The following is a 24,597-nucleotide window of genomic DNA, read 5'->3' on the forward strand; positions in this document are numbered from 1 at the left end:
AGCCCCTGAATTATTCCCTTACAAAGCTATAAGCCTGTACGGGCCTGTAAAGGGCCGGCTATAGGGCGACCCAAAGTTGTGACGCGATAATCACGGTGCCTAACACGCCTGCTATAGCCAACGCGGGGGTTCCACCCGCTACCTGATAACCATTCTCTGTTGCCTGTGGGCGTTGCTTTAACGCCATCACGATTGGCAGGAAGATGATCATCACGACCAAGGGAATAGCCGCAAAGCCCAGTACCGCCACGAACCCTTCCGGAATATAGAGCGCGCACAAGACCGGAGGAACGAAGGTGATCAACCAGGTTTGAATACGACCCGCAATGGTAGGTCTGGCTCGGGTTAACTCTCCGATGAAGTCATACAAGCTTAAGGTCACACCGAGGAAAGAGGTGACTAAGGCAAAGTCCGCAAATAGCGAGATACACTTACTCACCCATGGCTGAGCCGCAATATCCTGCAGAGAGCTCACCAGTGCCGGCAGCGAACCGGCAAAACCGTGAATGGCTTCACCGCCAACGGTACCCAGTGTTACCAATAACCATAAAACATAACATAGCAGAGGCAGGGTTGAGCCAATCAGGAGCACCTTACGCAGTGTCATAGTATCGCCGTCGAGATAGCGCACTAAGGTTGCGATACAGACGTGAAAACCAAATGAGGTAAATACCACAGGGATCGCTGCCATCCAGACATCGAAGTTCCCCCCTTCTATCGCGGCAACCGCCATCTTAGACGGGCTGATTTCAGGCATTAAGAATCCGACGGTAACGACCAGAAGTGCGATCATCAAAGAGAACAGGATACGTGAAACCTTATCGACCCAGGCCACACCAAGGGCGGCAAACAGTCCCAGCGTCAGAGTAAACATGACCACTGCAACTTGGTTATCTAACGCGACATCGAACATGGTTTCTGCTTTCAAAACCAATAGAGATGAACCACCAGTGAGGTATGCCGCAGTCAAGGCAAACAGTAAGCTTAAGAAGGAAGCCCCCTGAATAAGCTGACCTCTCTTACCCAAAACTTTACCAGTAATGGCATGCACATTGTCACCCACGCCGGTGCGAAGATTAATCTCCAGCATCAGTAGTGAGGTGTAAGCAGAGACTCCCCAAATAAGAACGAGTAAGAGTATGGCTGGAATGATCCCAAGAGCAGCGGTGGCCAGAGGCAACGCTAACATTCCGGCACCGATGGCGGTACCAGCAACGATAGCAATAGAGCCGAGCATTTTTAAATTCACAAAATTGTCCTGTTAGATTTGTATTTCAACTATTTTGGCGGGTCAAATTTAGAACGATTTTGAAGGAGAGATTTTGCAAGATATCAAATCAAGATTAACAGCCTCCAATCGAATCGGGTCTATCGACCACCATGATTTCAATTGGCCTCAATGGCTTAGTTAATCAATAAGTGAATTCACCCAATTAACTCAGCCACTGAGGCTGCATAAATCGAGAAGAAAATTGATAGAACTGCTGCATTACGACTCTATACTCTAAAAAATGATTGTAAGCGGACATTAACAGCTCAGCCCCCGGTGGGCAAGCCACTTGTACACAAACTAAGACTCGATATAAAGTTGTAACATCTTTATATCGAGTCATTAAAGTTAATAGACAAACCGCCCAGATCAACTGACCTTTGTAAAAATTGTTAGATTCCTCATAGATAACCCAAAGCCGCTCGAACGAGTTGCACTCAATCTAAGCTTTAGTATAATGCCGCCACTACTTCAGGGGAGTAGCTAACTATTTAGTCTGATTCAGTGATGGGTTCTATCAATATAGACGTGTCAGCAGGTTAAACAGAGTGAACATCAACATACTTGGCCACATCGCCATGGTGTTCACGGCAACAGGACTCGATGAGTCATATTGCCAGGCAAGACCTGAGTGCAGTTACCGCTTATTATTTATAATGAATTGGGGGGCGGTGGAACTGTGCTCGGAATTTTTTGCCCCCCAAAGGAATCTAATTAAGTGGAAGCTTTACTCGCATCAACTCTTACCGTTGCCATTGCCGAAATCGGTGATAAAACTCAACTGCTCGCTCTCATCCTTGCCGCCAGATTCAGCCACCTCAGTGGAGGGAAAACGGCCATCATTCTTGGTATATTCCTTTCTACGTTAGTGAATCACTTTGCCTCCGCCTGGCTTGGTCAATGGGCCATAGGCCTGATAAGTCCTGAATTGGCCAGATACCTGATTGCGGGTTCATTTTTTGCCATCGCACTCTGGGTTCTCGTTCCCGATAAGATGGATGAAGAGCAGAGCCGTTTCTATAAGATGGGCCCCTTTGTCGCGACCTTTATTCTGTTTTTTATCGCAGAGATGGGAGACAAGACCCAAATTGCTACCGTGGTGTTAGCGGCAAAATATGATGCACTGGCTATGGTGGTTATGGGGACGACTTTAGGCATGATGATAGCCAATGTTCCCGTGGTCATTGTCGGTCACTTAAGCACAGAAAAGCTGCCTATGACCCTGATACACAGAGGTTGTGCAGTGCTGTTTGCATTATTGGGTGTGGTTACCCTGTTCTTTTAAGTTTTAAGTTTTAAGTTTTAAGAAGAATAACTTACCGCTTATAGCTTATAGCTTATAGCTTACGACTTCTGTCTCTCTGCTATGTCCTAAAAAAGCCAGCGCTCCAAGCGCTGGCTTTTTCAATTCATCACACATTCACTGTTAAAACTTACAAACCTAAAGTCTGTTTGATGCGTTGACCGTAGTCGGCATCGGCTTTAGTGAAATGCTCGACCATGGTCTGCTGCACATCAAGCGTGGTCTGACTCAGGGTGCCGCAGATATTGCTAATCAAGCGCGCTTTTTCCTCTTCGGGTAAGATGCGATACAGGTTACCCGCCTGAGTGAAGTCATCCTGATTATAACGACTGTACCTGTCGGCTTCACCGTCGAGTCGCAAGGGTGGCTCGATAAACTGAGAGGTATCGCTCAACCCTTCAATGCGGCTATTTGGGCCCCCACTGTTCGGACCATAGTTTGCGGAAGCGTCACCGCCGGTCTGACTGCCATGATAAGGACACTGAGTTCCCGCCATCGCTCCGGCTCTTTGATGATGATTAGCCTTAGTCCCATGAGGGCAATTTACAGGTAACTGGTTATAGTTAGCCCCGATACGATAGCGCTGAGCATCGGCATAAGCGAATAGTCTGGCCTGCAACATCTTATCCGGTGAGGCGCCAACACCCGGTACCAGATTGCTTGGCGCTAATGCTACCTGCTCTACTTCGGCAAAGTAATTTTCCGGCATACGGTTGAGTTCCAACTCACCAATTTCGATCAGCGGGTAATCGGCGTGCGGCCATACCTTAGTCAAGTCGAATGGGTTGATAGAATAGGTATTCGCATCGGCCTCAGCCATTATCTGTACGTTCACCGCCCAACGAGGGAAGTTGCCATCGGCAATCGCCGCGACCATGTCTCGTTGAGACGAATCGGGATCGATACCCTTTAAAATATCGGCCTGCTCAGGAGTGAGGTTAGCGATCCCCTGCTTTGTCTTGAAGTGGAACTTAACCCAGAAACGTTCACCCTTATCATTCCACAGTGAATAGGTATGTGAACCATAGCCATTCATCTGACGATAGTTAGCCGGGATCCCGCGATCAGACATCAGCACAGTGACCTGATGTAAAGCCTCGGGGTTCAATGCCCAGAAGTCCCACATTGCCTGCGGATCTTTAAGGTTTGTCTGAGGGTTACGTTTTTGGGTATGGATAAAGTCCGGAAACTTAATCCCGTCACGCAGGAAAAAGGTTGGCGTGTTATTACCCACTATGTCGTGATTACCACGAGCGGTGTAAAAACGCAGACCAAAGCCCCGGGGATCTCGCTCGGCATCGGCCGATCCCATCTCACCGCCTACGGTAGAGAAACGCACGAAGGTCTCAGTCTGTTTGCCCACTTCATTAAAGTGATCCGCAATAGTGTACTCACTCAAATCTTTTGTCAGAGTGAAAGTGCCATAAACCCCGGTACCTTTCGCATGGACCACTCGCTCCGGAATACGCTCACGGTTGAAGTGAGCGAGTTTTTCTAACAGATGAAAATCTTGCAGCAGTACGGGTCCACGCTCTCCCGCCGTCAATGAGTTTTGATCATCGGCAACCGGCGCGCCATTTTGGCTGGTCAGGTAGTTGGTTTGCTCTGTCATATCTTGCTTATTCATGCTCTTCTCCAAAAATCAAATCTGCTCGTTGTGGCTCATTTCAATTAACCAATTTTCAATCACGTCGTAGATGGTAGGCATAGATATAGCTCCGTAAATTAATCATTAGGGCCATAAGCTTAAGAGTCATTGTAAAGTTAGCCTCTTAAGTCGTACCTATGTCGATGGAGTAATGATAGTCAAAGCAACAAAAACAACAAAGCGATTAAATAAGATGACCTTAATCGATTTTAACAGATGAGATAAAGATTAAAGATAACCGCGCTGTGTGATCGCTCGAATGTGTGAGTGAGTGTGAAGCTCGAAGCGCACGAGGGGAAACAACGGATATACTATCAACGAGTAATAGCAAATACCGCTAGATGCTAGATGCTAGATGCTAGATGCTAGATGCTAGATGCTAGATGCTAGATGCTAGATGCTAGATGCTAGATGCTAGATAAGGATAAGGATAAGGATAACAGTCAAGGCCCGCTCAGGCCTTGACTGCCATTAACTGCCATTAAAAGTAAGCTAGTCCGATTTGTGCTCATATTTATAGAGTCTTATTAAGTAATAGATATCTATAAGTACGATAAAGAAGTTGACCAAAGCTACGGGGATCGCACTAATCGCTAAACCATAGGCTACAAACAGCGCCGCACCTATGAGATTCCACCAGCGCAATTTCTTAATATTCGACATCATGAGTGAGATGGCGACCACGACCGAAGCCAGATAGCCTACCCATTCCCAAATTGTTGCGTTATCCATACGCTCTCCAGAATTTTATTCAAATACTACTGTTTCTATTATGACCAAAAGCCTGCAATTACGACAGTTTATTTCAATAAAAAACGGACATAGATGGTGGGGTATTTAACTCCACATCCCCCCAAGTGATGATTAACGTGTAACAACTGCGGCGGTCATCCTCGAGATGCAACACAATTGACCGGCACCATTATGAATCAACACCTCCCAAACGGAGCTCCTCTTACCTAAATGGACCGGTTTAGCCGTCGCCGTTAAGATACCATTACGGGAGGCTTTAAGGTGATTAGCGTTGATCTCCTGACCTACACAATAGAACTGCTCATAGTCGACAACAAAATTCGCCGCATAGCTGGCGACGGTCTCGGCAAGCACAACATTGGCTCCACCATGAACGATTCCCAGTGGGTTATGGACGTCGGGAGATGCAGGCATCGTTGCCTTCATATAATCATCACCAATCTCTGAAATCTGAATGCCCAAGGTCTTCATCAAGGTGCCTTTACCATGCATTCCCTCATCCATCTTGGCGCAATCTTCCAAGGTTACCGCTCTGAACCAAATCGACATTTTACATCCATCCTTTTTTAATAATGCTCCACAGTCTACTGTGTCATAAGCAAAATTTAAACAGGTGTTCGGGATTGAGGAAAAACGGTGAGGTGGTAAGTGGTAAGTGGTAAGTGGTAAGTGATAAGTGATAAGTGATAAGTGATAAGTGATAAGTGATAAGTGATAAGTGATAAGTGATAAGTGATAAGTGATAAGTGATAAGTGTGAAAAAAGGAAATGGTGTTCGCAACACTTATCTGACGACTTTCTTAGATCAACCTTGAACTTACGAATAACTCACTATTTTTAAGATGGCTCTCGAATACTCTTATTTTTTGCGCCGATTCGTTCGAGACGACCGACATTAGGTGAATATTCGAGAGCCGTAGGGCAACTTTTACAGTGGTTAACAGCTTATACCTTTAAGATTAAACAGGCGTTAACGGGCTTGGATATTAAAAGCCACTAACTCAGGTCGACACTGTTCTCGGATCTCGGATTGATTCTGAATCGCCTTTCCAAAATGAGTACAGCCAATCCTTTCCGCCAGCACTCGCGAACAAAATGATGAAAACTTCCATACATTTTTAATCAATTAAGCATCAAGATGTAGGCAGTTTATACAGACTTATATCTGGAGCAAGGGATCTGCATCACTTTGTCAGAGATAAATGACTTTTTTAAGGGGAAGAGCTATTTTTTCAACTCAAGTGTTCAAAAGAGGTTATCAAACGAAAAAACAAGAATACAAAACCATTTAAAAAAAGATACATAAACAACAAAAACAAAAAGATATGTAAAAATCCTTTACTTACACCAGTCTTTCAACAATGACTTAACTCCAAAGTAAAACCCCATAATACGATCTAAAAAACACGAAAAAGTAATTAAGTAACAACTTAAAAGTATCCACTTATTCTAATTTAAAGGAGCAAGCCTTATTCATACAAGTTTTAGAAACAAAGGCGTGCTTAGGCTAGCAATAAAAGAGATATGAGTTGGTAACACATGGAACTTAGGTATAAAAAAATAAAGCCCAACCGAAAGGTTGGGCTCTGTTTCGAGATCTAAGGTATCAGCTGATTAACCTTATTAAATGATAAGATTAACTGCCGCAGCCATCAGAACTTCTGGAGTTGATATAGCGAACATCTTTCGCTCTGTCATAGTTGATAGGATCGAGCGTCTCATGCTTTTTGATGAATTGATAAAGCATATCTGCATCAATAAAGCCGGTGTCTCTCGCCTTTTCCTTCAACTTGGGATATTTGTTACCGCCCGCAGCATTATAGCTAGGGAGGGTAAATCGATATTTATCCGTTAGCTTGAAGGGCTTGTCACCAACAGCTCTGATATCGACATCTTTAGCTTTACAGTCAACGGTCATCTTGATGCCGCTGAAGTGGGCAAAGCCTCCAGAGCCTCGAGTCTTAAGCGCAACCCTAGACAAATACTTCTTCAGTTCGGCCCCATTCATCTCAGTCACAGTCACACTGTTGGAAAAAGGCTGCACCTTAAGCACATCACGATAGCGAATAGGCCCTTTCTTGATGGTGGCACGAATACCGCCAGAGTTCATGATGCCGAAATCTGCTGGCACAGGAAGCTGAGTCTGAGCATGGGCTATCATCATCCCCAGAGGCGTCGCTTGGTAACGAACAACCTTACGCTTACCAATGAAATCCGCCTTTGCAACACCAATCTGCTCTCTCAACTTCTGCTGTCCATTACGCTGATAAGGGCGAAGCAGTTCAAGAGTTTCCTTATCCTTAGGAGTCAGCATATGAGGCGGATAGTAGGAGCCAAACTTGGTTTCTGCATTCACAGGCACCAACTCGTAGTTAGCCAGATGAAGTTCGCCGCCATAGTATTCAAAGTCAGCGCGCCCCACGAACTTGCCCCACTCGTAAGCTTGCATGATCCAAGTGCCATTCTTGCGATCCGGCTTACAAGGCTCATCACGACCCCAATCCTCTACATATTCACCAGTATCCCCTTCCATACAGACGGGTAATTGTGAGTGACCGCCAATAATGGCTTGGATCTGGCCAGGCTTTAGGCTTTTAGCTAGCGCCACATCGCCGGGCGCATTACTACCATGCCTACCATTTTCATAGTGACCCATATGGGTGAGACCAAAAACAAGATCCGGTTGATGCTTCTGCTCAAGCTCTGCCAAAATATCTTTGGCTTCTGTTTGAGGCGAAGTAAATTTTAGATCTTCAACAAACTCTGGATTACCGATTTCAGCAGTATGCTCAGTTGTCAGGCCGACTACGGCCAGCTTCAAACCTTGAACCTCAAACAGCTTATAAGGTTCGAAATAGCGTTGCCATTCACCATCGACTTGGCGATAGATGTTGGCCGATAACCAAGGAAATTTTGACCAGCCTCTCTGCTTATCCATCACCGTCGATGGGTTATCAAACTCATGGTTACCCACGGCCATGGCGTCATAGCCAAGGTGGTTCATGCCGATAAAATCTGGCTCGGCGTCTTGAAGATCAGACTCAGGTACGCCAGTGTTAATATCGCCACCTGAAAGCAGTAAAGTCTCCCCACCTTGTTCGGTGACCTCTTTGCGGATTTGGTCAAGTATGGTTTTTCGTGCAGCCATACCATACTCACCTCTTGAGCCTTGCCAAAAACGGCCGTGGTGATCATTGGTATGCAGCAAGGTGAAGCGCTTACAGTCATCACCAGCGGCTTGACAGGCGATAGATGCTGTCACCTTAGGCGCCTCTTCCACCTTTTTCTTACCACAGCCGCTCAATGCTAACGTTAGAGCGATAGCTGAGCCGGTAAGAAGCAGGCAAGAAGGACGGAGTGAAGTATTCATAATAATCCTTCAATATTATTCAGATAAGCGTTGTCACTTGCCTTAATGGCTGATTTCCCATGGTGAGAACAAAGCGCACAAAGCGAGGTTTAGACAACGTCTATACAGTTAAAAAAAGCAGCACCCAGAGCGATCCCGGTACTGCTTTTTATAGGCTTAACTGATGATTAGCCTTGGCGGCGACGCAACCACATTAGAGGTAGCAGCAGAGTCATAAGACCACCTAAACTACCAGCCCCATCAGGCTTAGTCCAACCCGTGTCTTCGGTGTTTGTCACTTCAATGCTAACAGACTTACTGAAGCTTTCTTCGCCAACAGTTGCCGTGAGCTCGAACACAAGAACTTGATCGATATTGACGCTAGGTGAAGTCACATCAAGTGTCAGACCTGTAGCGGTAAACACTGCCGTGTTTCCAGATACCTGCTTCCAGCTGTAGCTAGTACCTTCTGGAGCATCAGCAACAGTCGCTGTGATAGCAGTACTTTCGCCTTCGATCAGCTTGGTGTTACCAGCAAACGTCACATCCAGAGTCAAAGGCACGTTGGTCACAGGCAGGCTAACTGCTTTAGTGGTTTCCAGAGTGCCATCACTGATGGTCAGAGTGAAATTCAGAGCTGTGTCGGCTTTAACCATTGGCGCAGTCAAAGACAATATCGCCTTGTCGCCAACAACTGTCTTCTCTTCACCAACAATCTGCTCCCACTTGTAAGTAAGAGTAACACCTTCGTCAGCTTTGATTGCAGAGGCATCTATGGTGTATGCAGTACCTTCAGTTACATTCTCAGGAGTAACAATATCACCTTCGACTACCAAACCAGGGTTTGGATCGTCACCACAGACTGCACCATACACTTCTTGTACTAACTCAGGGCGGTCAATGAAGGGGTTACGGTTGCCCTGGTATTTGTATACCTGGTTGTTACGGTTCAGCTCGTAGGTATCAACAGCATCTAACTTGTTCCACGCATACAGAGTACAAAGCGTACCGATCAGCGGATCGCTATCCTCAGCAGTGGTAGTTAGACGATCTACTACTACTAGATCAGGCATATTAGTTGTAGCTGTATCGGTCCCTTGATAACGAGTATCCATATACATGATCATACGAGCTACATCGCCTTTCACCTCATCACGAGGCTCCCAGCAGTCCGTAGTTTTGTTCAGGTAGTTACCTGTACCTACACCGTTAAACTGAACCTCTTCACCAGTATCGCTACACGCACCAAAGTCATTGTTGCTTCGCGCAGTATTGATGCCTGGATCTGAAGGACGCAGGTGATGAGCATCGGTGTAGCCCCACTGAGAGTCGCTAGGGAAGCCATGACTCTTGGCCCATACGTGCTCACGGTTCCACTTACCCGCACCACTACCACTGGTTTGGTTGTCGTACTTGGAAATAGAAGCATTCGTGTAGATCTCAATAACATTCTTATCGTTATCGGGATCTTGATCAGCGTAGGTCAATACGCTCCAAACCTGCTTATAGCTCAGTTGCTTTTGACCTGTCGCAATAATGGTAGACAGGGCATTTTTAAGCTCATCTGCATTGGCAAAATCACCACTTAATACATCTGAGTAATAGATCTCACCATTGAACGTTGTAGGATCGGCAACCGGAGCAAGGATCTCACAGTTGGTACAAGGATTTGGATCTGGCTCTGGCTCTGAAGGACACGCGTCTTCACCGGCACAACCAAGGCCATCTGCAGTGTCTTTAGGTAGAATGAGCCACTGATCTTTAGAGGTTCCAGGGTATACGTCAGCGGTATTAGTATCACCCACTTTCACAGAAGCTTTACGCCGCAGGGTTTTATCTACAGTAGAAAAGTCACCATCAGTCCATTTTAGCTGCTCTCCAACCTTACCAATGCTATCAATAACTGCACCATCTTTGGTAAGCACCAAAGCATCATCACCGCTGAACTTACCAACAGTGTGAGCAGTTCCGACTTTAAAAGCTTCAGAAGCGCTTGAGTGGTGGAACACTAAGCTTTTACCAACGTCGAGTGAACCAGTAAGACTGACAACTGTGGAATCAGTGATCTCAGTCGCACCGTTAAAATAGATGGCTAACTTATATTCGCTGCCATCCAAATTGAGTGTGCTACCACCTACGTTAGAAACCTCAATCGCTTTATTATAGCTACCACCTTCGACATACTCGGTGATAAGCAGCACACCTGGCTCGACTACAAAAGTACAAGCATCTTCACCAATGCAACCAAATCCGTCGACAGTGTCCTTGGGCTGAGAAGTCCAGTCATTTTCGTCGAAAGTATCTTTAGCTACCATGGAGCCAGAGGTACTCTTACGTCGCAGCGTAACATCTTTACCCCAATCTTTGGGTGTAGGCACTGCACCAACAATATCAATGACCGTGTCACCATTTAATAGTCCAACAGCGTCGGTTCCATTCTGTTGGAGACCGCCAATCATAGCAGTTACGCTAGAGTCGAGGTTCAACACAGCATCAGTATGTCTAACAACTAAGATGCCTTTTGCCGGTATTTCCTGGTCTGTAAACGCGACCATATCTGTCGTAGTGGTTGCACCATCTTTGTAACGAACTAGCTTATAGCCATTTAAAGATTGTGCGGCGTCACCTGAGTTATAAATCTCAATCGCTTTATTGAATCCGCCGCCTTCAATGTACTCTGTAATCAATAAATCAGCATTAGCAGCAGTGGACAAGCCGCCCAAAACCATAGCAGTTGCTGCGGCAACTGCGTTCATTTTAATTCTCATAATCGTATCTCTTTTGAATCTTTGATGGGAAGCGCACTGCCCGAAAGCAGGCGCTTCATTGTCGAGAACAACGCTTATTTGCGAAGACGACGGCGCATAGCTGCTAGTCCGAACAGGGATAACAAGCTGATGAAGCCGGCGCTACCAGCACCACCATCACCGCCAGTGTGATCGATTTCTTCTTCTACAATGTCAGCAATCAAGGTGTCGCGGTTAGATACCTTAGCTAGGAAAGTTTGCTCAGAACCTTCCACAAGTTTGCCATCACGCTGTAGGCTTACCGTAACGTTGTAGATAGCAGATGGGGCTCCAAAGACCTCGAAATTCACCAAAGCTGTCGTGTCATTAGAAAGGACCACATTAGGAAGTACCATTTGGGTCAAATCTAAACGCTGTTCATCATCATCAGGACTCATACGGACGGTCGCTACATCCCCGACTTGAGCAGAAATACCAGTTGGGATCTGATAAGGAACCTTGATCAGCTTTCTCAGTTTTGGCAGGTTCATAGGCACGTTAGCATCCGTATCACCAGGCTTATAGCTAAGGCTTATCAATGCCGCATCGTGATCCGACGAGCGATAGGCGTCCCCTTTATAGAACTTATGCGCTCCAGTACCGTCGAGAGAACCTTTGCGGTTATTTTGGTAGTCATACAAGCCAGTCTCGGCAGCATTCACATGCCAATCAGTGGCATCAATCACGCGATCTTTCAGAGAAGGCGAGATCAAGATGTGGTCAAGCGAGCCTAGTTCGTCACTGTAAGAGTAACTCCAAGGCGTCTTGCCCTTCTCCTTGTAAATGTCACCGACGATATCGATGTAGCCGTAAGTCTTGGTGATAGTGGCTGCAGAGCCATCTTCGTTAAACTGAGGCTTAGGTCCAAGGAAAGTATGGCTAGCGGTAACGATCGTCTTGTTGCGTGGGTTCTCGGTAAGAACGAGTACTGGATCTTCTTTACCATAGGCGTTCAAATCACCAAGGATAATCTTATCCCCAAGCACGTCTTCCATCTCTTCACCCAAGTGCACGGCACCGGCTACGCGGAACTCAGCACAAGACCCTTGGTAATCCAGATCTGGCGCAGCACGGTTGCTCCAAGTCGTGGCTTCACCAAACTCAACACCTTGCCATTCTTCCCAACAAGTAGAGCCTTTTGACTTAAGGTGGTTTACAGCTAGCGTTAAACGCTTACCGGTTTGGTTAACGATAAAGGTTACAACCAAAGCGTCACGGTGGTAGTTCTGACCGTTCTCTAGGATCTCGTTGTTCTGATCTTTGATCACCTCACCTAAATCGTTCACTGTGGTAGGCGCTTTCTGCTGAGGCATAGGTATAACGCGCGTGCGCTCAATGCTCATCTTGCTTGGGCGATATATGATACCGGTAGCAATAGCATCAGAACCAATGGCGTCTAGGTTATCCAGCATTTGATTGCCGTTGTTGTCAAAACCAACAAACACATAACGGTTCTCAGTGGAGTTAGGGCCATTGTAATCACGGGCATACTCACTCACGTACTGGATGTTAACCTGGTTAACAATCTCAGCAATGGCACTATTATCGCCAAAACCGTTGTTTTCAATCTCCATCAGGGCCATGACATCGGCATCCTGAGCACGAATAACTTCTACCAGTTTGGTTCTCTGGTTAATGTATTCATCGTAGCTATCTGCGCCTCGGCTCTGACCAAAGTTGTTATTGTCGCCACCGAAAGGAGAATTAAAGAAGTTAAACAGGTTTTGACTGGCAACGCGGATGGCAAAATCATCTTCTGCCACAGTGTCTTTCAGATCAGGCTTATCAGTACGTGGTAAGTTGTGAATAAAGTTATCACTAGTCAACTGGTTAGTGATGGTCAGGCTATAATCCTGATCATACTTATCGGTTCCTGGGATCAGCTCAGTTTCGTATTGGCTGATCATACCCTGCGCGTTCACGAGACTATCGTCAATGCGGATATAATTGGTATGTGGGTCACTGTTAAAGCCAGCGTAGTAAGGCAAGACGATGCCGTCGGACTTAGTGGCACTTTCAATCACTAAACGATAGTCATTGTTTTGCTCATAAGCCGCCTTAGACTCAGGGCTTCCTGCAACGTGCAAGTGGTTGGGCTGCAAGTTAGGACGCTTATAAGCCGCCACCATGTTGTTGCGGTTATGCCCTTTGCTACTTGGAAGATAGTTGTAGCTGAAGCTGCGAGTAATACGCATATCTTGCTCGCCATCAGTCTGAGGATCCAGATCTGTAGGCAGATTAACCAGCATTCCTTCGTAACGCTCTAACGTCTTATCGAAAGAGCCATTATCAGAGCTAATAACCTGAATATCGATAGGCGCAGTTGGGACAGTAGTATCGGTAACGTTCCAGCCAAATTTCGTATCAGCAGACAGTTGAGTCTGACCTCCAACCTCAGCCACTTTACTGCCAATACAGACTGTTTGACCAACCTTCAGATCACCGGCGGCACTAGTGCTAACAAAGATACCATCGGAAGTCTCTGGGTTATTGTCTGAAACTAGGTTATGCAGATAGAAGCCTTCATTAGGAATCGTTTCCTTAGCAGAGATAATACCTTCTACGGCAACTTTTTCAGCTGATTCGGTTTCACCATCAGCAATCAGAGGCGACGTAAAGCCTGTACCCTGAACTTCGCTAGGAGACTTAATTTCACTCTTATCCGTTGGACAAGTGAAGATGTCCATGATGTCCTCAGCATCAGCTGCAGGCAGCTCGGATTTGCCTAAATCATCGGTCTTCATTGGCAAGATGTTTTGCCACTTAGTTGCATCGAAAGTGTCTGATTGAGCGGGATTGTTGCCATCAGCGGCTTGCTTACGACGCAGAGTAGTGTTCGGAGCCCAATAGTCATAGGCTTTCGCAGTACCTACACGATCGATGATTTTTTCTTCATTCTCGATATAGAAGCGGTCGTTACCATTTATGTAAAAATTCGAGTACTTGGCACCGCCTTCACCAACAACAACCATGCCGCCGTTATCGGTAATGGTTTTCTTAAAGGCAGCAGAGGCATCTTCATTGATAATGACCAGTGATTTGCCTGCATCTAGCGTAATATCTGTCAGCAACAGAGTACCGTCGCCTTTCTCCATTTTATTGGCATACTTTCCTGATTCACTGCGAACGAGGGTATCGTCAGTAAAGGTAAAGGCTGTACTGCCTGTATTGGTTATTTCTACAGCTCCTAATGTGGTGTCACTGCTTTGGGTCATTTCGGTGATCAGCAGATCTTCAACGCCAGCGAAGGCGCCCATGCTGATGGTGCTGGCAATGGCCAGCGATAAGAAACTTTTTTTCATAGTAAACTCTATAAAAGTTGAATTCAATTCGGACTAAAAGTACATGCGTGCGTAAGCGTAGGCAGCTTCAGGGGCTTCGCCGACTCGGCCTTCTAGAGACAGCACGATGTCACGGGCAGGACGATAGTTGAAACCTAAACTGGCCCACTGACGCTCTTTTCCGTACTCATAGGGTAATTTCGAGTAGTCATAGTTCGGACCGATCAGATCCCAGGCCCCATATTCTTCGTGGTTTACGGAGCTGATGATTTCCCAGCGTTCACTCAGGTCGTACTTGGCACTAACCGTTAATCCCTCATTGCGGAATGTTTGGTAATCTAGGTATACATCACCACTCTGCTGAGTCGCCAAGTCTTCATCTTCTATGAAGCCGTTGAAACCAATAGATAAATCTGGCATCAGTTTCAGGCGTACACCAAAACCTATCTGTTGCTGCTCACCATATCTACTGGCGCCGTTGGAGCCGCCGCGCGTTTCTAAGCCAACCACGACAGAAAGCAGATCAGACATCCACCCCATGTATCCGTTAACGATGTCACCTTGCAGAGCACCACTCTTATGTTCACCATCGTATGAGTAAGAAGCACCTAAAATAAGATGTTCAAACTCGGCTTGGTACTTAACTGTGTTCTCTTGGTCACCCGCTTCACCCGTTTCAACAGACTTGTTGAAGGTGAAGTCTCCAAAATGGTCGTAATCGTCGAATGCTGTGTCGGTTAGACCAACCTCGATCCACTGCTGATCGGTTAAGACATAGCCTATATACATCTTGTCGATATCCAGCTCAAACTCACCGTCTCCGCCAAGCCAGTTACGGCGTTGGTAATCCAATTCAAGACGATAAGTGAATTGTTCACGTCGACCTTCTACGCCCATAGTCGCAAAGCTATCATCTACATAGCCCTTGGTATCGTAGAACTCATCATGGTTATAATCTGCATGGGTATCAAAATGCCCACCTACGCCCACTTCGCCATATAAGCGAACGTGGTCACCTTGACTTTCACCATCTAGCATTACAGCGCTCACTGAACCAGCACTAAGCATAGTGACGATAGCGATTGCAATTGTTGATTTGTTTAACATTGCTGTTACTTCCGATTAGTAATTTGTCAGCCTATAATTGAAGGCCAAACTCAAAATTAAAAATGTTTATTAGTAAATCTTAAACCGCTGGCTGCTCAGGTAGGTGGAGCGGCACCGATTGACAGTGCCAACACTGACATTTTTTTAACATTATCCATTTATTCAACCCCATTTTTATAATACTGCCGCTAATTTTTATTAACGTGCGTTACTAATTGTTACAGAGTTTCATGACAAAAAAAAGATGGGTTAATCACATTTGGCAAGCATAAGCACTTGTTAAACAAAGAAAAATAAAGCAGGACTGACCACTTGACAGAACAGGGTGTGAACATGATGATTTTAGGCAGTAAAAATCATGTACTTAAGCAAGAACAGAGATATGTTTTTTTCGTATAAAATGATGCAATTATTCAAGAGATTTTTTTATGAAAAACTAAATTTAAATCACTAATCTGCTACTACAGGCTGAAAATAGTCAGCCTCCCCCATTAAAAAGCTTTAAAAAGGCTTTTTTCAGAGATAAAAATCGGCCGTTAATTGACATAACCGGGAAAGATTAGGAGCCCTTCCTAAGAACAGAGCTCGAAATGGCTTTGATAGGTTTGTGCCCAGCGCTGTTTTTCAATCCAGTCGACACGCGTGTTGATGATTGAGTCTTTCTGAAGGCGCGAGGCTAAGACCCCTTTCTAAGAGCATAGCTCGAACTATCTTATGAGCGTGAGTCTGGTAGGTTTGTGCCCAGCGAAGCAATTCGACACGCGTATTGATGATTGGGTCTTTCTGAAGACGCTATGCTAAGACTAAGAACCCTTTCTAAGAGCAGAGCTCGAAATGGCTTTGATAGGTTTGTGCCCAGCGCAGCAGTTCTACACGATTACGTGATTGAGTCTTTCTGAAGATAGATGAGATGTGTGCTTTCACCGTATGTTCGCTGATACAAAGATTATCGGCGATCTCTTTATTTCGGGCACCACTTGAGACTAACTGAATGATGGTACGTTCTCGTTTCGTGAGCATCTCCAGCATAGCCACCGTCTCTTGAGAATAATCGTTGGCACTGTCTAATCGCTTCACAAGATGACGAAACATCTTGCTTATCAAGGTCCTGTCATACCATAACTCATCGGCGACCATCTTTCTCAGACCGGTTAAGAGCAGATCCATACGCTGATCGGCATAGAGGAGCCCACGGATCCCCAATAACAGCGCAGTTTCAGGCTCCAGCTTATCGCGATCGACTTGATATAGAGCGACGGGGACATGAGGTACCAGACGAGAGGCCAGTAAAGGGATCCCTTTACTGTCGAGTGCCGCTCCTTCTTGTGAAATAAGGTAGAAACTATTAGCGTCCCTTTCAGGCTCTAAATCAGACACCTGTTTTACGATACGAGTCTTTAATCCGATAGATTCAGCCAAGATGGCTAAATGGCATGGGGCTGCTACTTGGTGCAAAAACACTAACCCATCAATTTTACTCATTCACTTCTCTCCCTGAAAAGTTACCTCTGTGTGCAGTGTATACCCAAGCCACTTCAAAATGCTGAATCCTGCATTTCGAGGTCGTTTGGGTATTAAGCACCGACACGCTTCCCTATCAATCTCAATGATGACTATCTTGAACAGTTTTAGTAAGTTTGACTAGCCCAAGTTGTAACAAAAAAGCGATAAAGGTTAAAGTTTCGTGAAGTCGTAACAATAAAAGCAAACTAACAATTGCGCCTAACAGCGCCATTCCCATATCTGAGGTTTGCGTATTCCAGATATAACCATAGCTTCCGGGCAATTATCCTATTCTCAATTGATCGATCTGCCTATCGTGAAGGCGTGACAATAAAAGTAAACTGACAATAGCACCCAACAGCGCCATTCCCATATCTGAGGTTTGCGTATTCCAGATATAACCATAGCTTCCGGACAATTATCCTATTCTCAATTGATCGATCTGCTTATCGTGATATCGTGACAATACAAGCAAACTAACAATAGCGCCTAACAGCGCCATCCCCATGTCAGATTGGGTGTCCCAGATATAACCTTGAGTGCCGAGAAACGCTTCGGCATCTTCACCGGTTAACAATGCTACCCACCACTCAAGCAGTTCATAGAAAGCCGAGAATGCGAGGGCGAAACAGACAGCCAGAAAATTGCACCAGTGGCCCAGCTTCACCACCTCCCTTCTGATAAATATCTCTCTCGCCAATATAACAGGGACAAAACCTTGAGCTAAATGGCCCAGCTTGTCGTAATTATTTCTATCTCCATCAACAAGTTGTGATATCCAATCAAAAAATGGAACCTCAGCATAGGTATAATGACCACCTACCATCAGGATGACACAATGGATCAATATAAGCAGGTAAGCCAAGGGGCTCATCGGGAAGCGATTGCGGGTAAAAAATAGCACTGGTAGAGCAATTAATGCCGGCAAGACCTCAAGGAACCAGGTGAACTGATCCTTCGGCCCTATAGCGGACCAGATCAGTACAGAGAAAAAAACGATTAGCCAAATGACGCGTTTATTCAAAATTGGAACCTCTTAGTACAAATTAATCATATTGTTTCATCACCAGAATAATGACTTTAGCCATCTAGCCCTCCACACTGAACAAAAATAGTGCTATTTTGGTTGAGCATTGACAGATCATAGCCAAACTCCACCATTATGCAGGGTTCTGCAAGTGAGCGGTGTTTGGTGAAAAACAAATAATATAATACCAATAACCGAAGAGGGTACCTAAATCATGGCGAAACATTCGCTGGACAAGGATAAGATCAAGATCCTGCTTTTGGAAGGCGTCCACCAATCTGCGGTAGATGTACTCGAGCGTGCGGGCTATACCAACATTGAATACCACAAAGCATCCCTCGGGGAGGAGGCACTCATCGCCTCTATTAAGGATGCACATTTTGTCGGTCTTCGTTCCCGTACTCAGCTTTCGGAAACGGTATTGAGTCAGGCTGACAAATTGGTCGGTATTGGTTGCTTCTGTATAGGCACCAATCAGGTAAACCTTAAGGTTGCTGAGAAATTGGGCATACCTGTATTTAATGCACCGTTTTCTAACACGCGAAGTGTTGCAGAGTTGGTATTAGGCGAGATTATCATGCTCCTGCGTGGCATCCCGCAGCGTAATGCTATGGCACACAGAGGTGGATGGCTAAAGAGTGCAAGTGGTAGCTTCGAAGCTCGTGGAAAAACCTTAGGAGTTATCGGTTACGGTCATATTGGTACTCAGCTTGGTATCTTAGCTGAAACCTTAGGTATGAGAGTGATCTTCTTCGATATCGAAGATAAGTTGCCTCTCGGTAACGCCCAACAGATCCACTCTATGCAGGAGTTGATAGCGCTTGCCGACGTAGTCAGTCTACATGTGCCTGAGACGCCACAAACGAAGGAGATGATCGGCGAAGCCGAACTTGCCTACATGAAGAAGGGCAGCATCTTGATCAATGCCTCTCGCGGAACCGTTGTCGATATCGACGCACTGGCATCGGTGCTTGAAGCAGACAAGATTGCCGGTGCGGCGATCGACGTTTTCCCTGTCGAACCGAAATCCAATGATGATGAGTTTATCAGCCCGCTTCGCGGCTTAGACAATGTCATCTTGACGCCACATGTCGGCGGTAGCACGCAAGAAGCTCAGGAAAATATCGGCATCGAAGTGGCCGGGAAACTGGCTAAATACTCAGACAATGGCTCGACCATGACTGCGGTAAACTTCCCAGAGGTATCACTGGCACAACATAAAGATACCTCTCGTCTGCTGCATATTCACCATAACCAACCTGGCGTGTTAATTCAGATTAACCAAGCCTTTGCAGAGAAAGGGATCAACATCGCGGCCCAGTACCTGCAAACGACTAACGAAATCGGTTATGTTGTGATGGAAGTTGATTCAGACCAAGCCGAGGAAGCGCTGGAGCAGATGAAGACAATCGATGGCACCATCCGTACTCGCTTGCTTCATTCACACTAACCCCTCTCTCGCTAAGGGCTTCTCCAAAGCAGGCTTTTGGTTATAACAGGACTGATATGGCGCGCTCAATTGAAAAATTGTGCGCGCCATTTATTTAAGTAATCTTCAATTGGTATTACAATCCCCCCCTCTCAACGCCTAATATTCCAGGAAAATGATATGACGACTTCAGTTTCTCAGCTCGATTGGAACTTGAATGATCCGCTTCCATCGCTTGTTTTTTCAGATCTAACTCACCTTGGACTCATGAGCATTACCGGTGAGCAAGGCCGTAGCTTCATTCACGGGCAAGTTACTACCGACATCAGCTCTCTCGAGAAAGATCACTGGTGTTGGGGCGCTCATTGCGATCCAAAAGGAAAGATGTGGGCCAGCTTCAGGACATTTGCCATCGAAGATACGCTCTTCATGATGATGCCCTCAGATACGCTCGAGGTCGACCTGCCACAATTGGCTAAATATGCCGTATTCAGTAAGGCTGAGCTAACGAATGCTAGCGATGACTGGTTGATTCTTGGCGTCGCGGGTGAACAGGCTCAAGAGTGGGTAACTAACTACTTTGGTGACATAGATAAAGCGGTGACTGAGATCCCCGGTGGCGCCCTGTTGAAAGACGGCGAACGTTTCATCATCGTCATCGAGAAGGCTCCCTCTCAGGCACTACTGACCTCAATCAATGCCCCTATCTATGAGTGCAAAGTCTGGCAAGCCCTCGAGATCCAGTCCGGTTACCCTAACCTTGCCGCCGCCCATCAGGGACACTTTGTGCCTCAGATGTGTAACCTGCAGGCCATCGGTGGGATCAGCTTCGAGAAAGGCTGCTACATGGGCCAGGAAACCGTAGCCAGAATGAAGTACCGTGGCGGCAATAAGCGCGCCCTCTATATTCTATCGGGCAATGCATCTGAAACCATAACTCTGGAGAGTAAGTTAGAGTTAGCCCTCGAAGATGGCTTCAAAAAAGTCGGCACCATCATCGAAGTTATACAATCTGGCGAGCAGGTACTGCTAACGGCTGTGCTACCAAACGATACCGAAAACTTGGCGAGTCTGAGACTTGCAGGTGATGAGAGCTCTTCGCTAACCATTCAGCCTCTGCCATATTCTCTGGAAGATGAAGATTAAGTTATAGGCTGCGAGTTGCGAGTTGCGAGTTGCGAGTTGCGAGTTGCGAGTTGCGAGTTGCGAGTTAAAAAAGAATAGATGATGAAAGGCGCACTAAATAAAACTTTAGTGCGCCTTTTTTATCCCACTCACACAGCTTTACATATATTTGCTGCAAGGTTAGCTTTATAACTTACTTATGCAGAATTCTTGGTGTGTTTTGAAACAAGCTGAACTGACAACTCCACAAAAAAAGCAGTTACTGAGCCAGCTCGAGGCGCAGCTCACTGAACTTGAGCAGCAGGTCATTGCGATTCACAGTCGTGGCGCTCCGGTTCAACTCGACCAACAAGCCGTCGGGCGGGTGTCACGCATCGATGCCATACAGCAGCAACAGATGGCAAAGGCAAACGAAATACAAGTAAGCCATCAGATATTACGTATCAAGCAGATCCTTCTCGATCCCGATGAGTATGGATTCTGCCACGAGTGTGGTGAGAGTATTGGCATAGGCAGACTCACTATTCATCCCATCGCGGAACTATGCATTCAATGCCAAGGGGAGCTGGAACACCTTTAAGAGGTGGAACTTCCACCTCCCTATTACTGGTTTTTTCATTAATATCAGATAAGATTAATTTTCTTATTCATCAAGTAACTAGCTCCAAATATTAGACTTTATCCAGCCCCACAACTATTCTCATATTAGTCAACCTGAGAATCGGTTCTACTGATGCGCTTTCTATATTTAATTCTTGTATTGTTGGCGACCACTCGAATATTTGCGGTGATCGCCAAACGTTTACATTTACCGCCCATTGTAGGTGAGTTGGTGTCGGGGATAGCGCTTGGATTTTTTCTTTACCACTTTCAAGATCTGTTTCCACTGCTATGGGAAGTGACCCAAGGGGAAGCGTTTGAGGCGCTCGCCGATCTCGGCATGTTTTTCCTTATGCTATTAGCCGGTGTACGCATGAGTCCGCTGGACTTTAAGAAGACGTCGAGTTCGGCGCCGGCTGTGGCGGTTGGCGGTATGTTGGTGCCCATCATCTCCGGCACACTCCTAGGACTGATGTTATTCCCCGAATCTCCCTATAAGATGGTTCAGAGTTGGTTCTTAGGCACGGCTTTAGCGGTTACTGCGGTACCCGTGACCATTCGTATGCTGATGGAGTTTAACAAACTGGATACGGCAGAGGGAAAAACCATCGTCGCCGCCGCACTTTGGGACGATCTGCTGAGTTTATTTATTCTTGCACTCCTGTTAGCCACTATTAAAAATGGCGGTGTTTTGTCCCTTTCTCCGGAACTATGGTTACCACTACTAGCAAAAGTTACCCTCTTCTTCGTTATTACAATACCGGTCGGTTACTACCTATTTCCGATAGTCGGTAGTCGCCTCAAGTTCACTAAAATTCCCGATGTAGATTTCAGTATGCTGTTGATCGCTGCGCTGGGATACGCGGTGCTCGCAGAGATGCTGGATCTACACTTTATTATCGGCGCCTTTGTCGCGGGCATGTTCTTCCACCCGGCGGTAGTGGAACAAGAGGTTTATGACCGTGTAGATGAGCAAACCTCTGGAATTACATCCGGCTTCCTTGCACCAATTTTTTTCGTGTCGATAGGCTTTCATCTGGACTTAACCGCGCTCGCGTCAATACCCGGGTTCGTCACTCTACTCATCGTTGTCGCCTTGCTTAGTAAGCTAATCGGAGCCGGACTATGTGCACGGGCCACCGGTCATGATACTCAGGAGTCGCTGCGTATCGGAGTGGCTATGAGTGGCCGTGGAGCGGTCGAAATAGTCTTGGCCGGCGTTGCTTTGAAAGCCGGACTCTTCAACCATCCAGACCCGACCCCATCGATCATCACCGGGCTATTTTCCGCTATCGTCATCATGGCAATAGTGACCAGTATCGTGACACCGCTGATATTAGCCTTTCTGATCCGCTGGCAGGAGAGGAGTGAACCATAATAAGTTGTGGTTTAATCTCAGCCCTATTGAATCAGTATTCGGTAACTTTGGAGTTACTTGGATCTATTATTTATCTTCTACGGCGGCTTAGCTTTCCAAACTTCGTTTGGATTAACGTCGTGGAATTCCATTCCACACTAGGCCAAGAAGGGCTGTACGGTCTCGCCCCTCTTGGATCTCCCCGTACCGCCCCCGCGAAGTTACATGCATTGAGCACAGGCCTCATACTCCAATAAAAATCACCTAACGGCTCAGATGGGACATCCATGTCCCCCCGAGCCTTAGCCATCATCCGTGATGGCTACACGGTATTTTCATCTATGTACTTCGGCAACTTCCTACGGGAATCACTGTTTCGGCAGGTGAATAGTTAGCTTCTCAAAGAGCTATGTCACTCATTGAGATTTGGACGAAGAACATATGTCGTAAATGAATAAATATTGCTAGATTGGTCAATACGTTATGATGAATTCAGTTTACACAGGATATGAGCCAAACATGGCGCAAGATAGCGTTGAGAGAACACTTTGGCATGAGCACAATGATGGTCGCAAAGAACTTAAAGAGACTCAATTAATCCATAAACCCATAGGGATGTGGGAGTCCATGCACATCAACGAGCAGTCCTCCCTGCCCACTCTTTCATTACAAGAATGGAATGGAATTCCACGACTTACCTCGGCCGGGAGGCCGAGTTCAAACTGAGTTTGAAAGGAGCTCCTCCTTATCAACTCTTGATTACAAGAAGCGAAGCCCCCTACCCACTACCGGATTCCTGACTTACCTTGTTCAGCAGTTGCTTCATTTCATCACTTTCCCAGTCGTACTCCCCCACGACTCTGGCGGCGATATATCCCTTCTGATCTATGATATAGCTGATAGGGACTGCAAATACCCCCCAATCATCACTGACAGTTTTATCTTCATCGACCAACATAGGCAAGTTGATGCCGGAAGTCTGCTGAAACGCTCTAATGTCATGCAGTGACTCCCCTACAGCAACAGCCACGACCTGCAGTCCATCTCCCTTAAATTCCCTGTGCAGACCAGATAAAGATGGCATCTCCTTGATACAGGGTCCACACCAACTGGACCAAAAGTTAACGATACGCACCTCCCCCTCATGACTATTCAGAGAGTAGGTTTCCCCCTGAAGATCATTGAGATGCAGTTTCGGCGCCATCTGCCTGGACTTGGGCTCATAGAGCTTGATCTTTTTTGCCGATGCCAGCGCGGGGTTGGCGTGACCCAGAGACATCATCATAAAGGCTGCGGAAGCGATAAATGGCCTGTTTTTGATAAACTTATTAATACGTCGTCTCATCAACACACCTTATTCAGCTACCGCCGACATCGAGAATATCAACAAATCTACACGCGCCTATCTCATCTTCAGAGTGGGGCGTGTAGCTGATTTACCTTGGTCTAATTTTACCCGTCGGCGTTATGCATCGACTCCCATTCCTTAATAGCCTCATCAACCATAGCTGGAGACCAAATTACCTTACCATCGATCAACAGCTCATCCACCAAAATGACTCTTAACTTTTTATTGATATTGCCCTTCACAGTCGCCATTTGCAGGGCATAACGTGCGGCGGTAATGCGAGGGACATTAGATAAGAAGTAATAACTTCCATCCTGTTGTTGCAGTACAAATGCAGATTCTAATTGAAGGTGGGGATCCAACTTGCTGAGCGGACAGGTATGCCCCGAATGTGCACAAGTATGGCCATTTATTTTTCCTGTGACAGTATCCATTTTTGCCACAGCTACAGCTGAAGCCGACGACAATGCTATGGCCAGCAAGCTCGCCATAAGCCCTTTAGTAATAGTGAACATAATATTTACCTCTGATTTAAGGAGCCTGAGTAAACAAGCAACTTAAACAGGCCCCATACTTAAATGTAGCAGAGTAAATGATAATCAACCACATTTAGGACTAAGACCATCCTTCTCTAAATTCGTGCATTAGAGGTTGAATTATTAGCTTTTAATTAATTACCCTCTTATATCTGTAAAGAATGCTGGACGACTC

At 46.1% G+C, this 24,597-nt stretch carries 18 protein-coding genes; 6 read left to right on the top strand and 12 right to left on the bottom strand.

Annotated features, from left to right (window positions below; translation table 11 throughout):
- Positions 1–58: 58 nt before the first annotated feature.
- Entirely contained in the window at positions 59–1,237 is a 1,179-nt protein-coding gene (locus tag EKG38_RS05800; protein WP_185826793.1) for an aromatic amino acid transport family protein, read from the bottom strand.
- Positions 1,238–1,988: 751 nt separating this feature from the next.
- Between EKG38_RS05800 and EKG38_RS05805 the strand changes: the two genes are divergently transcribed.
- Complete coding sequence (locus tag EKG38_RS05805) at positions 1,989–2,555, top strand: TMEM165/GDT1 family protein (RefSeq protein ID WP_126519298.1); 567 nt, start codon at positions 1,989–1,991, stop codon at positions 2,553–2,555.
- A 148-nt stretch (positions 2,556–2,703) separates the two neighbouring features.
- Here the strand turns inward: EKG38_RS05805 and katB are convergent, their stop codons facing one another.
- From katB to EKG38_RS05860, 9 genes are all read right to left on the bottom strand, one after another.
- Entirely contained in the window at positions 2,704–4,185 is a 1,482-nt protein-coding gene (katB, locus tag EKG38_RS05810; protein ID WP_126519417.1) for a catalase KatB, read from the bottom strand.
- Positions 4,186–4,713: 528 nt separating this feature from the next.
- Complete coding sequence (locus tag EKG38_RS05815) at positions 4,714–4,953, bottom strand: YgjV family protein (protein ID WP_126519299.1); 240 nt, start codon at positions 4,951–4,953, stop codon at positions 4,714–4,716.
- A 132-nt stretch (positions 4,954–5,085) separates the two neighbouring features.
- Positions 5,086–5,523, bottom strand: coding sequence for a PaaI family thioesterase (locus EKG38_RS05820; RefSeq protein WP_126519300.1), 438 nt, complete (start codon positions 5,521–5,523; stop codon positions 5,086–5,088).
- 1,087 nt (positions 5,524–6,610) lie between these two features.
- Entirely contained in the window at positions 6,611–8,344 is a 1,734-nt protein-coding gene (gene ushA / locus EKG38_RS05825) for a bifunctional UDP-sugar hydrolase/5'-nucleotidase UshA (protein ID WP_126519301.1), read from the bottom strand.
- A gap of 167 nt (positions 8,345–8,511) precedes the next feature.
- On the bottom strand, positions 8,512–11,091 hold the full coding sequence (locus tag EKG38_RS05830; protein ID WP_126519302.1) for an endonuclease: 2,580 nt from the start codon (positions 11,089–11,091) through the stop codon (positions 8,512–8,514).
- Positions 11,092–11,165: 74 nt separating this feature from the next.
- A complete protein-coding gene (locus EKG38_RS05835; RefSeq protein WP_126519303.1) occupies positions 11,166–14,411 on the bottom strand; it encodes an ExeM/NucH family extracellular endonuclease in 3,246 nt (1,081 codons plus the stop codon).
- A 33-nt stretch (positions 14,412–14,444) separates the two neighbouring features.
- Complete coding sequence (locus tag EKG38_RS05840) at positions 14,445–15,497, bottom strand: porin (protein ID WP_126519304.1); 1,053 nt, start codon at positions 15,495–15,497, stop codon at positions 14,445–14,447.
- 816 nt (positions 15,498–16,313) lie between these two features.
- Positions 16,314–16,979 (bottom strand): helix-turn-helix transcriptional regulator, encoded by a 666-nt coding sequence (locus EKG38_RS05845; protein ID WP_126519305.1) that lies wholly within the window; start codon positions 16,977–16,979, stop codon positions 16,314–16,316.
- 439 nt (positions 16,980–17,418) lie between these two features.
- Positions 17,419–18,024, bottom strand: a complete 606-nt coding sequence (locus EKG38_RS05860) for a DUF2238 domain-containing protein (RefSeq protein WP_126519306.1) — start codon at positions 18,022–18,024, stop codon at positions 17,419–17,421.
- Positions 18,025–18,241: 217 nt separating this feature from the next.
- Between EKG38_RS05860 and serA the strand changes: the two genes are divergently transcribed.
- The 5 genes from serA to EKG38_RS05885 all read left to right on the top strand — a co-directional run bounded on the left by serA (position 18,242) and on the right by EKG38_RS05885 (position 23,264).
- Positions 18,242–19,477, top strand: coding sequence for a phosphoglycerate dehydrogenase (gene serA, locus EKG38_RS05865; RefSeq protein ID WP_126519307.1), 1,236 nt, complete (start codon positions 18,242–18,244; stop codon positions 19,475–19,477).
- Positions 19,478–19,636: 159 nt separating this feature from the next.
- A complete protein-coding gene (ygfZ, locus tag EKG38_RS05870; protein ID WP_126519308.1) occupies positions 19,637–20,602 on the top strand; it encodes a tRNA-modifying protein YgfZ in 966 nt (321 codons plus the stop codon).
- A gap of 199 nt (positions 20,603–20,801) precedes the next feature.
- Positions 20,802–21,161, top strand: coding sequence for a TraR/DksA family transcriptional regulator (locus EKG38_RS05875; protein ID WP_126519309.1), 360 nt, complete (start codon positions 20,802–20,804; stop codon positions 21,159–21,161).
- 153 nt (positions 21,162–21,314) lie between these two features.
- The gene (locus tag EKG38_RS05880) at positions 21,315–22,559 is read left to right on the top strand and encodes a cation:proton antiporter (RefSeq protein ID WP_126519310.1); all 1,245 of its coding nucleotides are present in this window, start codon (positions 21,315–21,317) and stop codon (positions 22,557–22,559) included.
- 462 nt (positions 22,560–23,021) lie between these two features.
- Entirely contained in the window at positions 23,022–23,264 is a 243-nt protein-coding gene (locus EKG38_RS05885) for a hypothetical protein (RefSeq protein WP_126519311.1), read from the top strand.
- Positions 23,265–23,316: 52 nt separating this feature from the next.
- Here EKG38_RS05885 and EKG38_RS05890 read toward each other — a convergent pair whose 3' ends face one another.
- Together EKG38_RS05890 and EKG38_RS05895 are read right to left on the bottom strand one after the other, a co-directional pair.
- Positions 23,317–23,883: a TlpA family protein disulfide reductase gene (locus EKG38_RS05890; RefSeq protein WP_126519312.1), complete on the bottom strand. Its 567-nt coding sequence runs from the start codon at positions 23,881–23,883 to the stop codon at positions 23,317–23,319.
- 107 nt (positions 23,884–23,990) lie between these two features.
- Positions 23,991–24,401, bottom strand: a complete 411-nt coding sequence (locus EKG38_RS05895; RefSeq protein WP_126519313.1) for a hypothetical protein — start codon at positions 24,399–24,401, stop codon at positions 23,991–23,993.
- Positions 24,402–24,597 lie beyond the last annotated feature (196 nt).

Source organism: Shewanella canadensis (genome assembly GCF_003966225.1).
Lineage (GTDB): Bacteria > Pseudomonadota > Gammaproteobacteria > Enterobacterales > Shewanellaceae > Shewanella > Shewanella canadensis.

Excerpts from the sequence above, each read along its gene's own strand:
- EKG38_RS05845 (WP_126519305.1), bottom strand. The coding sequence starts at position 16,979 with ATGAGTAAAATTGATGGGTTAGTGTTTTTGCACCAAGTAGCAGCCCCA.
- EKG38_RS05800 (WP_185826793.1), bottom strand. The coding sequence starts at position 1,237 with ATGCTCGGCTCTATTGCTATCGTTGCTGGTACCGCCATCGGTGCCGGA.
- ushA (WP_126519301.1), bottom strand. The coding sequence starts at position 8,344 with ATGAATACTTCACTCCGTCCTTCTTGCCTGCTTCTTACCGGCTCAGCT.
- ygfZ (WP_126519308.1), top strand. The coding sequence starts at position 19,637 with ATGACGACTTCAGTTTCTCAGCTCGATTGGAACTTGAATGATCCGCTT.
- katB (WP_126519417.1), bottom strand. The coding sequence starts at position 4,185 with ATGACAGAGCAAACCAACTACCTGACCAGCCAAAATGGCGCGCCGGTT.
- EKG38_RS05815 (WP_126519299.1), bottom strand. The coding sequence starts at position 4,953 with ATGGATAACGCAACAATTTGGGAATGGGTAGGCTATCTGGCTTCGGTC.
- EKG38_RS05830 (WP_126519302.1), bottom strand. The coding sequence starts at position 11,091 with ATGAGAATTAAAATGAACGCAGTTGCCGCAGCAACTGCTATGGTTTTG.
- EKG38_RS05820 (WP_126519300.1), bottom strand. The coding sequence starts at position 5,523 with ATGTCGATTTGGTTCAGAGCGGTAACCTTGGAAGATTGCGCCAAGATG.
- EKG38_RS05835 (WP_126519303.1), bottom strand. The coding sequence starts at position 14,411 with ATGAAAAAAAGTTTCTTATCGCTGGCCATTGCCAGCACCATCAGCATG.
- EKG38_RS05880 (WP_126519310.1), top strand. The coding sequence starts at position 21,315 with ATGCGCTTTCTATATTTAATTCTTGTATTGTTGGCGACCACTCGAATA.
- EKG38_RS05885 (WP_126519311.1), top strand. The coding sequence starts at position 23,022 with ATGATGAATTCAGTTTACACAGGATATGAGCCAAACATGGCGCAAGAT.
- EKG38_RS05895 (WP_126519313.1), bottom strand. The coding sequence starts at position 24,401 with ATGTTCACTATTACTAAAGGGCTTATGGCGAGCTTGCTGGCCATAGCA.
- EKG38_RS05840 (WP_126519304.1), bottom strand. The coding sequence starts at position 15,497 with ATGTTAAACAAATCAACAATTGCAATCGCTATCGTCACTATGCTTAGT.
- serA (WP_126519307.1), top strand. The coding sequence starts at position 18,242 with ATGGCGAAACATTCGCTGGACAAGGATAAGATCAAGATCCTGCTTTTG.
- EKG38_RS05890 (WP_126519312.1), bottom strand. The coding sequence starts at position 23,883 with ATGAGACGACGTATTAATAAGTTTATCAAAAACAGGCCATTTATCGCT.